Source organism: Paenibacillus rhizoplanae (genome assembly GCF_042684125.1).
Lineage (GTDB): Bacteria > Bacillota > Bacilli > Paenibacillales > Paenibacillaceae > Paenibacillus_AQ > Paenibacillus_AQ rhizoplanae.
Map to the genome: position 1 here is coordinate 24,968 of NZ_JBHUKY010000009.1, position 10,833 is coordinate 35,800.

Below are 10,833 nucleotides of genomic sequence, written 5' to 3' on the forward strand. Positions count from 1 at the left end.
CTTATTTAAGATTACTATTTTTGCGCGGCTAGCCATTGATCCAGTTGTTGCTGCTTGCTGTCTATAATGTCCTGCGCACCCGCATCCTTCAGCGCACTGTTAAACTTCGCAATAATGGTATCAGGATCTACCGATCCGCTGACCAGTGCCGGCAGGAATTGACTCACTACGTTGGTCACTGCACTCATCTGCGTCTTCACCTGACCTTGGTCAAAGATAAATCCGAAGTATGGGGATCTGGCGGTATCCTTGTTCTCCTGGAGCTTCAGCTCCACATCCGACCAGTTGATTCCCTCCATCTGATACTGGAGTGACTCGGAGCCTACGATCCCGGAGCTGAGCATAGAGGTATAAGGAACCGTATTGGCGTCCATGCCCTCAGGGAATTTCACATGATGCTCATCCACCTTGAGATAATCCTCCCCTTCGATTCCGAAAAGAATGGTGTTAATCAGCTCTTTGTCGGTATACAGCAGGTTCAGGAACTTGACGGCAGCTTCCGTCTCCTTGGAAGTGCTGGAGACCATCCAGGTTACAGAGTTCACGGCACTGGTATCGAAGTAGAACGGGGCGATCCGCTTGGTCTCAATGTTTTTCCCGACTTGAGCACTCAGCTGCTTGCCAACCTCCATACCGCTGTACCCTCCCAAGAAGGAAAAACCGCGCCCGGAGGAGACCATCTCCATCGCTGTAATCGTCGTGGTCGCGGTATCCTTCTGCAAGTAGCCCGCATTGAACCACTCCCGCATCATCTGAATCCCGTTCTTGAACACATCGGATTCGTAGAAGTTCACGACCTTGCCGCTGTCCCCGATGACCACACCGACTCCGGTGGTATCGGTCAGGTAATCCACCTTGCTGGCACCCTTCATCCAGTTCACAAGTCCCGTATCTGTCGGATTCACATTAATCGGGCCAAACGGAACTACATCCGGTGACTTCTTCTTCACAGCTGCGAAGACCGCAGGCAGATCCTCCACCGATTGGATCGAGTCAGCCGACACTCCTGCGTCTGTCAGCATATCGGCGTTGAAGATAATATTGGTAGGCAGCGCCATGCCTTTATTCACAGGAATCCCGTAGATATGTCCATCCATCGTGGTGGTCTTGAGAATATCCGGACCGAAATCCTTGTCCAGAATGGCGGTTAGCTCCTTACCATGCTCGGGAAGCAGCTCTTCGAGCGGAGCCACCTGACTCTTGGACACATAGTTGGAGAACTGTCCGAGCGTGGTGAAGACGTCCATTTTCTCCCCGCTCTGGAGCGCCAGATTGACCTTCTGGGCATAATCCGCCGGACCGAAGAGCCGGAAATCTACTTTGACACCGATCTTCTCGGTTGTAATAGCATTGATCGCATTCGTCACCTTGCTCAGATCATCGGGAATCCGGTTGAAGGACGGCAAGGCAAACACAATCTCAGCCACCTTGGCCTTAGCTTCTGTATTCCCGGAACCCTCGGATGTTGTATTGGAATTGCCGCCGCAGGCGGAGAGCAGGGAACCGCAGATTACCATAGACAACAGCAGTGAACCTAACCCCTTTTTATTATTCATGATCATGCCTCCTGTTCTATATTTACATTCTCATTGTACTGCCCTGGAGGGGGGCGGGCTTTCAATAATACGGGCTGTTTTTATAAAAAAACGTACTCAGCAAGAAGCTCCGCTTCTCTCATCGAAAAGCGGAGCTTCCTGCTATAGAGCGGCCTTGTGCTTGGCACGATAGGCGGCCGGTGTTTCGCCGGTCCATTTTTTGAATACCGTCGAGAAATAAGAAATGGTATCAAATCCGGTATCCATCGCGATCTCCCCTATACTGGCCGCACTCTCCAGGAGCATCTGCTTCGCCGCCCGGATGCGGCAGTCGTTCAAATACTCCTTGACCGTCTGCCCGGTCCCGTTCTTGAAGACCTTCGCCAGATAGTCCGCTGTCAGATAGACGCTTGCGGCAACATCCTCACGGCTGAGGTCTTGAGTATAGTGGTCCTGGATGAACCGTTTGGCCCGCTCGACCACCCCTTCGGACTGCAGCACCTCCTTGATGGAATCCACCGTCTTGTCTGTCAGCGCCTGCGCCCATTTCATGAAGTCGAACACGCTGCTCTCGGCATCCTGGGCCAATTGCTGGCTGAGCTCGCCCTCAAAGAGGCGGTGTGCCTGAATGTGATGCCGCGCAAGCAGCGAATAGACCACCTGAAGCAGATCCTCCCGGATCGAATGGAGCGTGGCCGCATCCAGCTTGTTCAGACTCGTCAGCAGCTCCAGCTCCTTCTTCAGCCGGTTCACAATCTGCGCCTTCTCCTTCTGGACGAACAGCAGGGTGAACAGCTCCGTATCCAGGGTGAAGCGCTCGGTCAGATCCACATGGAAGGGCTTATTCGGCAAATGCAGCTTGCCCCGGAAAATAATATTCGACTCGTCGGCCTGCTCCAGCTCCGTCTTAAGCTGCGCCAGGCGGGAGATCACCCCAGGCTCACTGAAGTAACAGGTAGCCGTACATTTCAGATACTGCCTGGACAGCCGGATGATCTCTCCGGCGCTTGCCTCCAGCTCCTGCATATCCGCCGGACTCTCCACAATGATCGCATTGTAGAATACTTTATCGACCTGATAGGCAATCATCCGGCCGCTGCCCACCCGGCTGCTGAGAATTTCTGAGACCAGATTCGAGAGGGCGTAATGGAAGATGCTCTCGTCCCATTCCCGTTCAATCTGGGAGCGGGGAACACTTACCAGCAGCAGCCTGTACTCCGCATGCGCCTGAACGGCCAGCTCCCGCTTTTGTACCTCACTCTGGATCAGCTGAGGCCGGGGAGAGATCGTCGCCGTCAGCACATCGCTCCAGAAGCTGCGTTCTATCAGATCCTGGTTCTTCAGCCATGCATGGCCCAGCTTGCTGTATTCGCCTAACATGATTTTGTTCTTCAGTGTATCCATCGACTTGCGGAGCGCTGCTTCCAGCTCCTGCTTGTCCAGCGGCTTGACCAGATACGAGTCGGCGTCATACGAGATCGCCTTGGAGGCGAAGGTGAAGCTCTCATGACAGGTCAGGAAAATGAATCCGCCTTCATATTGACGGTCTCTGGCCCACTTGATCATATCAATGCCAGATCCGCGCGGCATTTCAATATCGCAAATAATCAGATCCGGATCGCCGTTCTCGAATAGTTGCTTCGCATCCTGTATATTATGAGCGGTGAGCACTTCCGTAATTCCGAATTCCTCCCAATTCACAATGCCGCGCAGCGCTTCAATTGTAGGAATATCATCGTCAATCAGCATACAACGCATATTATCCTCCCTCTAAGCCGGGCTGGCCCCATTCGAGCGGCTTCACAGGAATCCACAGCTCAACCCTGGCACCTGTAGACTGGTTGTTGGACAGCTTAAGCAGATCCTCCCGTTTGTAGAGCAGTCTGAGGGTCTTGCGGATATTGGCAATGCCCACTCTGCCCCCGTCCTCTCCTGCCTCTTCGCGTTCCGGCTGATCCAGCCATTCAGAAGCGAAACCCGCCCCGTTATCTTCAATGACAATGCTGACAAATGGACTATCGTCCCGCTGCTCTATCCGCACCCTGATGAAGATGGACAGCAGCTCCTGAACGAACATGGCATGCTTGAACGTATTCTCCACAAAGGTCTGAATCATGAACTGTGGTATCGGCACCTGCCGCGCTTCCTCCTGGATCTCGATCATGAAAAAAATCTGCTCAGGATAACGGATCTCCTGCATCCGGATATAATTCTCAGTATGCCGGATCTCCTCCTCCATCGTCACTTCCATCAGCCCCCCTCTGAACATATACCGGAGATGCTCGGAGAGGCAGTGGATCAGCCGGCGGATCTCCTCATTTTTATTCTGATAGGTTAAGCTGGTGATCGTTGAGATCGCATTCAGGAAAAAATGGGGCCGGATCTGCATCTGCAGATACTTGATCTCGGCGCGGCTGATTTCGATCTGTTCTTCATAGGACTGAATCTTCAGATCCTTGATCTCACTGACCATGGACTCCAGCGCATGGAACAGCTTCAGGAATTCCAGGGAGTAGGGGGTATTCTGCGGAATCTGGTATTCCAGCTGCCCCTGCTCGACCGCCTTCGCCGCCTTCACCAGCTCCAGAATCGGCCTCAGCACATCCCTCGTCAGGAATCTCAGCACCAGCGGCACCACAATGACCGAGAGAACCGCCAGCAGGGCAATCCCCCACTGAATCAGCTTCAGGCCTGAGAACAGACTGCCCTTGGCAACCATTTGAGTCATCTGCCCGAACTCGCCGATCGGTTCAGATACAATCAGGTAATCCCGCTGATACTGCCTGCTTAAGCTCTCAAGCGTCGTCTCTCCCTCCTGCAGAGGGATATTACTCGCTGCCAGTATATTTCCTTTCGAATCACTGAGCACATACCGGTTCTGATCATTCCCTCCCCTGTCGACCATGGCCAGCAGAGTGTCCGCTTTCACCAACGTTCCGAAGCTGACCCCGGAATAAGTAATATATTTGAACAAGTAGGACTCGCCGCGGATCTGGAAGACCTTCCACTCCCCGCTTGATGCTGCCGGAGCCGTACTGAATTTATGCATATTGATAAAATCCACCAGAGCCAGCTTATCCTCCGATTGAATCCGGCGGTTGAACTGCTCCAGCACCAGCTCATCCGAGAGCCTGATGAACATACCGTCACTGGAATTATCGCCCGCTATTTTCGACTGCAGGCTATTCTTGAGCTGCTGGACCCTGAAATACCGGTTGTTCTCATCCATTCCCGCCGAATTCACGGCGGCATCCACGTTATGGTCGAACACCTCAATGAGGTCCTTGGAGAAATTGTTGAAATTATTATGAATGTTGGCCTGATAGAGGGCCAGTGTATTACGCGAGCTAGTCAGTGCATTGCTTCGCACAACCTCCAGGGAGTAGATGTTACTCAGAACAAGGATAGACAGCAGGATCACAAGAATCACTGTCATTTGCAACGAAAATTTGAACACGATACTGTTGGTTCGGATCATCCCCGCCTCTTCCTTTCCCCGGAATTCAGCACGCCCCTGAGCCGATACCTTCTTAGGCCAGACCCAGGGGCGTATAAGTATGCATTTTCTTAAGTGCTTCTTATAAAGTCAATTAGCCGCCCATTCCAGCGCAGCTTCGATATGCTTATCCCAGTACACCCAGTTATGGTCGCCCGGGCCCTCTTCATAGTAATGGGCAGCCTGCTCGCCTTCGAGGAACTGCTGGAACCGGCGGTTCACATCCAGCAGCATGTCCTCGGTTCCGCACGCCATGTACAGCTCCGGCAGGGCAAGTCCCTGCGCCTTCACGTCACGCACCAGCTGCTCGGGGTCTTTGTCGCTGCCAAGCAGCCTGCTCAGATCGCCGAAGATGCTGACATAGTAGGAATAGCTGGCAATTCCGTCTTTATAGTCTGGGGCAATATTGGCAACTCTATACGGAATTAAAGCCGAGGATAAGGCGATGATCCGGCCGAAGCGCTCCGCGTACTTGAGGCCGTTGCGGATCGCACCGTATCCGCCCATTGATAAGCCGCCGATCCAGGTATCCTCTCTGGCTGCTGATAACGGGAACAGCTTGCGGGTGAAGTCTACCAGCTCCCGGCCGATATACTCACCGTAGTATTCTTCCCTAAGCTCATCATTAACATAGAAGCGGTTCTCCCCGGCCGGCATGAATACTGCCACCTGATGCCTGTCTGCCAGCTCCCTGATCCTGGAGAAGTTCAGCCAGTCGTTCTGGCTGCCGGAGAAGCCGTGCAGCAGATAGAGCGATCTCAAGGGCTGGCCCGACCAGGCCGGCAATCCCCAGCCCTCCGGCAGATCCACCGGCAATATGGCCTGGATCGTGACCTCCCGCTTCAGACTTGCCGAGAACAGGCTGATTTGCATTGTAGCCATCATCATTCCCCCTTAACGAATTAGAATCAGACCCAGTATACCGCTTCTTGTCCCTGCTGATCTATATATTCGATAACAGTCTTATAATTCTGCAGGTTAATATGCAGCCGGCAATATGCTGTTCCTTGTTCCCACATCAGCCTGATTTCATCCTCCGCTGCCTCCAGCACCCGGAAGGTTCCATGGAAGGCGCTATATTCATTGCGGAAGCGGATCAGCTTCATCAGACGCTGCACGACCTCCCGCTCACTCTCCGCTGCAATCTCCTCCAGCGTATAGTTATGGCGGTTAATCTCCCGGCCTTCCCCCGTCAGGGCAACCTGCTCCAGATCATTACGGCCAGCCAGCAAGCCTACATAATAGACCTGCGGAATACCCGGTGCGAAGAATTGAATCGCCCTTGCTGCCAGGTACGCATCGTCATCCTCATTCAGTGCGCTGTAATAGGTGCAGCGGATCTGATGGACATCGAAGCCATCCGGCGCCTTATGCTCCTCGGACAGAATCAGGCTCAGGTTCGCCCCGCGCTCCACGCAGAGATCCACCAGCTCCCGTGCTTCCTTCGTATCGATCAGATCATCCAGATCCGGCTTCACCGGAACCCCGTCATGACAGTCCAGCATCGTGAACTGCTTAGGCGAACGGGTCCGCAGATAGTCGTACAGCGCCGTATTGGATCTGCCGGTAAGCGCCTCAAGCACGCGGTAAGGCAGAATAAAATCATAGATCCAGCAGCCGTATTCCGATAGCTTGGTCTGGATACTGTGATGCGCATGTACCTCCGGCAGCAGCTCTATGTCCAGCGAATCGGCCATCTCCTTAATCCAGTCCAGGAATTCATAGATCTCCGGCTCCACATAGAAACAACTGGTGCCCAGCTTCTTGATCACGTACCCGACCGCATCCAGCCTGACGATCTTGACATTCTGCTCTTTGAAGTTCAGGAAGAACTGCCGCAGCAGGTCGCGGGTAAGCGGAGAATGGATATCCAGATCAATCTGCTCGGAAGGGTCGGTTTTGCCAAAAGTGGTCCAGACCTTCTCTTCCCCCCCTCCAGAAGTTGTGAAGGTAGAGTACGGCAGCGGCCGCCGCAGGAACATCTTCTCGATATCCGCACGCACAGGCTCGCCATGCTCCCAGATTTTGTCCAAGGTAATGAACAGATCCGCATATTTAGAAGCCCGGCCATGCTCCAGGAAGTCCTGGAAATACGGCGATTGCCTGGAGATATGATTGACCATCAGATCCACCAGCACATCGAATTCTGCCCCGATGCTGCGGATATCCTCCCAGCTGCCGAATTCCGGCTCGATCTCCAGATAAGTCAGGGGCGCAAAGCCGCGGTCCCCCGAAGAAGGAAAGGGCGGAAGGATGTGAATCCCCCCGGCAAACAGCCCGGCGAAGGGACCGCGCAGCATCTGATGAAGCTGCTTCAGGTCTCCGCCCAGCGAATCGGGATAGGTAATTAACTGTACTTGATTCTTCAGTGTCATCTTAAGAAGCCTCCTACAGGTTGAATTGTTGCTTAATGACCGCAAGCGCAGGCAGATCGACTACCGCACCCGTGAATTTCAGTTTGTACGCGCTGACAGCAAATCCAAGCTCCAGCGCCTCTGTGAGCGTATACCCTTTGATAATAGCTGTATAGAATCCGGACCAGAAGGCATCTCCTGCTCCCGTCGTATCTTCAATCTGCGTCGCCTTGGTGGCAAACGACATCGTTTCGCTTCCGGTGGAGACGAGTGCCCCGTCCTTGCCCAGCGTCAGAATGACCAGCTTCGCGCCAAGCGCAAGGAATCTGGCGATCTGCTCCTCCGGCGTGCCGGGACCGAACAGACGCTCAGCATCATCCTCGGAAGGCTTGATGATATCCACCTTCGGGATAATGCTTTTGACATAGGCTACCCCGTCCTCCCCCTTCTGCCAGATCGAGGGATGGTAGTTGGGATCGAAGCCGATCAGCACCTTATGCTTCCTTGCCGTCTTGATCACCCGCTCCACTGTCTCACGGGACGGGTTCCTGGAGATCGGCCAGCAGGAGAAGTGGACAATTCTGGAATGAATCAAGGCTTGCTCCAGCGCCTCATTGTACTCCAGCCGGTAATCCGCCGCACGGTAAAAGATCGGAACCGGCGTAGCCTGACTCTTGGTAATCACCACCATACTGGTAGAATCATCGACCTGCTGGATGCCGCTTGTCGCCATTCCGGCGCTCTGCAGCCGGTTCATCAGATAGTTGCCCAGACTATCCCTGCCCACCGCCGAAGCCACATGCGACCGGATGCCCAGCTTCCCCGCATTGATGGCAATATTTGAAGGCGATCCGCCAAAATACCGGGTATATCCATCACATACCGTGTCCTCTCCATATTCATTAGAGATCATATCTACGAGCAGCTCGCCTACTGTTAACACATCGTTCGCCTGATCTTCAAACTGTATTGTCTCTCCGAGTTTAAACACCCGCACTCCCCCTTGGTACTCCAGTATCCTTGTGTCATATCCATTCTATGGTCTCTGTGTACACAATACTTTCAAAAACCCGTCCTCTTTTTACAATTTAAGAGTTCAAGGCTCTTGCCAGGGCATGGATATATCCCTCTCTGGCTCTGCGGCTGACCTCGGCTGCAGGGACAACATGCTCGAAGCCATGATAGCCGCCCGGGTAGAGATGAAATTCCACTTCTACACCGGCCTGTGCCAGCTGGGCCACATAGTCTATCGTCTCATCACGGAACGGGTCGAGCTGTCCGACACAGGTATAGGCGGGCGGAAGTCCCGCCAGCTGTTCCGCACGGCCGGGTGCCGCATACGGGGAGGTGTCTGTGCCCCCGGCAGGACCGCCCAGGTACATCTCCCATGCCACCAGATTGTTAGCCCGGTTCCACACCGCAGGGTGCGTCACCTCATAGCTGGAAGGTGTAGTGTTGCGGTCATCCAGCATCGGATACAGCGGAAGCTGGAAGCAGAGGGCAGGACCGCCCTTGTCTCTCGCCATCAGCGCCAGTGCAGCTGCCAGACCGCCGCCTGCACTTGCTCCGCCGACGGCAATCCGGGTCAAATCAATGCTCAGCCCATTGTTGATATCGGCCAGCCACACAAGCGCTGCATAAGAGTCCTCAATGGCTGCCGGGTACGGATGCTCCGGGGCAAGGCGGTAATCGGGCGACACGACCACACAGTTGGCCGCGAGGACGAAGCTCTCGCATAACGCATCGTCACCGCTCGGCTGGCCCAGAATATAGCCGCCGCCATGAGTCCAGAGCAGGGCAGGCAGCTTATGCTTACTCCGCTTCGCCGGTTCATAGATTCTGATCCGTACCGGCCCGGAACCGGCAATCAGGACCCGCTCCGTAATGCGGACACGGTCCGATCGTTCTGTAAGCAACGGAATCATATTCCGGGCTGCGGCCAGATCCTCTGGCAAATGCAGCGGCGGCAATCCGGCAATCCCCTCTCTTAATTCCGGGGCCACGCGGTGAATGAAATCCATCTATATTCCCTCCATATCGTTCGAATGTGAATGAATCCTGCGTACTTTAAGTGGTCCCCTTCTCCGATAACCGGACGGGAAGAATCGTCTCCAGCGGGACCGGCTCGCCGGCAATCTGCTGAAGCAGATATTGAACGGCCAGCTCGCCCATTTTCTTGATCGGCTGGACGATGGTCGTCAGATCCTCCGCATCCAGGGCGGCAATTCCGTCATATCCAATGACTTTGACTTGGCCGGGCACGGCTCTGCCCAGCCTTCTGCACTGCTTCAGCACCTGTAGCGCCAGCATATCGCTGCTCGCGAATACGCCGTCCAGCTCAGGACGTTCCTCAAAAAGACTACTGACCAGCTTCTCGTAATCCTTATACTTGAATCCGTTCAGATCGGTTTGCCGGACGGTATATTCAACATCTTGCCCCCTGACCTGCTCCAGGAAGGCGTCATGCCTTTGCTTGGCCAGCAGATTCAGGCGCAGATTCCCGCTGAGATAGGCGATGCTCCGGCATTTTTTACGCAGCAGCAGCCGGGTGGCCAGCACTCCCCCCTGATAGTTATCCGAGGCAATGAACGGAATCGACTTCGAGATCTGCCGGTCCAGCGACACCAGCGGCAGGTTGATCGACTTGTAATCGTTCACGCTCATCGTATGGCTGCCCATGATGATCCCGTCAACCCGGCTGGCCCGCAGCAGATCGATGTACTCTTTCTCTTTTTTCTTATGATGCAGGGAATTGCACAACATAAGCTTATAGCCTTGTTCATAGGCATAGGCCTCAATATGCTTGGTTACCTCTCCGAAGAACGGATGGGAGATATCCGGCAGAATCAGGCCGATAATATTGGACTTCTTGCGCAGTAAGGAGCGTGCCACCTCACTCGGATGGTAATTCAGCTCCTCCATGGCATCGTTCACCTTCTGCTTCAGACTCTCACTGAGGTATCCCCGGTTATTAAGCACACGGGAGACGGTAGTGACGGAGACGCCGACCTTCTCGGCAACATCTTTGATGGTTACAGCCATCCGTACCTCCTGACCCGGGTCAGCCTACTTCCTCTGTTCAGCGGAACAGGGCATGGCTCTGTGTTAACCGGTTAATATAATAGGGCAGCAGCAGCTTTAAAACTATAAGCATGAACCTCGGGCTAATATTAAGCTGATAGGCTACCTGTTGCCGACTTCTACTCTTGGATTCATGTAGGTAATTGTATTTCCTGCAATAGAAAATGCATAGCTAGCCATAATATGAGATTCTATTGCATTTCATACAGTGGAATGTTGTGTTTAGGGTGGAAAATGGCCTCTTTTCAACATTCAATTGTACGGAAGAGTCAATTTCATAATTCGATTTGTTAAATAGCAAGACTGGGCCAAAATCTAAGGTCACATTTTTAAAAAGATTAGGCGATTTGCTGAGAGTTTCTCAACT

At 53.7% G+C, this 10,833-nt stretch carries 8 protein-coding genes; all 8 read right to left on the minus strand.

The genetic code is table 11. The features are described from left to right. Nucleotides 1-14: 14 nt before the first annotated feature. The 8 genes from ACFSX3_RS03170 to ACFSX3_RS03205 all read right to left on the minus strand — a co-directional run bounded on the left by ACFSX3_RS03170 (nt 15) and on the right by ACFSX3_RS03205 (nt 10,427). On the minus strand, nt 15-1,556 hold the full coding sequence (locus tag ACFSX3_RS03170) for an ABC transporter substrate-binding protein (protein ID WP_209994628.1): 1,542 nt from the start codon (nt 1,554-1,556) through the stop codon (nt 15-17). 141 nt (nt 1,557-1,697) lie between these two features. Beyond that, nucleotides 1,698-3,293: a response regulator transcription factor gene (locus tag ACFSX3_RS03175; protein ID WP_209994629.1), complete on the minus strand. Its 1,596-nt coding sequence runs from the start codon at nt 3,291-3,293 to the stop codon at nt 1,698-1,700. 1 nt (nt 3,294) lies between these two features. Further along, nucleotides 3,295-5,013, minus strand: a complete 1,719-nt coding sequence (locus tag ACFSX3_RS03180) for a sensor histidine kinase (protein ID WP_209994630.1) — start codon at nt 5,011-5,013, stop codon at nt 3,295-3,297. 108 nt (nt 5,014-5,121) lie between these two features. Then, on the minus strand, nt 5,122-5,913 hold the full coding sequence (locus tag ACFSX3_RS03185; RefSeq protein WP_209994631.1) for an alpha/beta hydrolase: 792 nt from the start codon (nt 5,911-5,913) through the stop codon (nt 5,122-5,124). A 26-nt stretch (nt 5,914-5,939) separates the two neighbouring features. Beyond that, entirely contained in the window at nt 5,940-7,406 is a 1,467-nt protein-coding gene (gene gtfA / locus ACFSX3_RS03190; RefSeq protein WP_209994632.1) for a sucrose phosphorylase, read from the minus strand. A gap of 13 nt (nt 7,407-7,419) precedes the next feature. Next, on the minus strand, nt 7,420-8,376 hold the full coding sequence (locus tag ACFSX3_RS03195; protein ID WP_209994633.1) for a carbohydrate kinase family protein: 957 nt from the start codon (nt 8,374-8,376) through the stop codon (nt 7,420-7,422). A 97-nt stretch (nt 8,377-8,473) separates the two neighbouring features. Continuing rightward, complete coding sequence (locus ACFSX3_RS03200) at nt 8,474-9,406, minus strand: alpha/beta hydrolase (protein ID WP_209994634.1); 933 nt, start codon at nt 9,404-9,406, stop codon at nt 8,474-8,476. 46 nt (nt 9,407-9,452) lie between these two features. Beyond that, nucleotides 9,453-10,427 carry a LacI family DNA-binding transcriptional regulator gene (locus tag ACFSX3_RS03205; protein ID WP_209994635.1) on the minus strand — a complete coding sequence of 325 codons (975 nt, stop codon included), beginning with the start codon at nt 10,425-10,427 and terminating at the stop codon, nt 9,453-9,455. Nucleotides 10,428-10,833: the final 406 nt, after the last annotated feature.

What these genes read in the sequence shown, in the direction of transcription:
- ACFSX3_RS03170 (WP_209994628.1), bottom strand. Translation starts at nt 1,556, where the DNA reads ATGAATAATAAAAAGGGGTTAGGTTCACTGCTGTTGTCTATGGTAATC.
- ACFSX3_RS03175 (WP_209994629.1), bottom strand. Translation starts at nt 3,293, where the DNA reads ATGCGTTGTATGCTGATTGACGATGATATTCCTACAATTGAAGCGCTG.
- ACFSX3_RS03180 (WP_209994630.1), bottom strand. Translation starts at nt 5,013, where the DNA reads ATGATCCGAACCAACAGTATCGTGTTCAAATTTTCGTTGCAAATGACA.
- ACFSX3_RS03185 (WP_209994631.1), bottom strand. Translation starts at nt 5,913, where the DNA reads ATGGCTACAATGCAAATCAGCCTGTTCTCGGCAAGTCTGAAGCGGGAG.
- gtfA (WP_209994632.1), bottom strand. Translation starts at nt 7,406, where the DNA reads ATGACACTGAAGAATCAAGTACAGTTAATTACCTATCCCGATTCGCTG.
- ACFSX3_RS03200 (WP_209994634.1), bottom strand. Translation starts at nt 9,406, where the DNA reads ATGGATTTCATTCACCGCGTGGCCCCGGAATTAAGAGAGGGGATTGCC.
- ACFSX3_RS03205 (WP_209994635.1), bottom strand. Translation starts at nt 10,427, where the DNA reads ATGGCTGTAACCATCAAAGATGTTGCCGAGAAGGTCGGCGTCTCCGTC.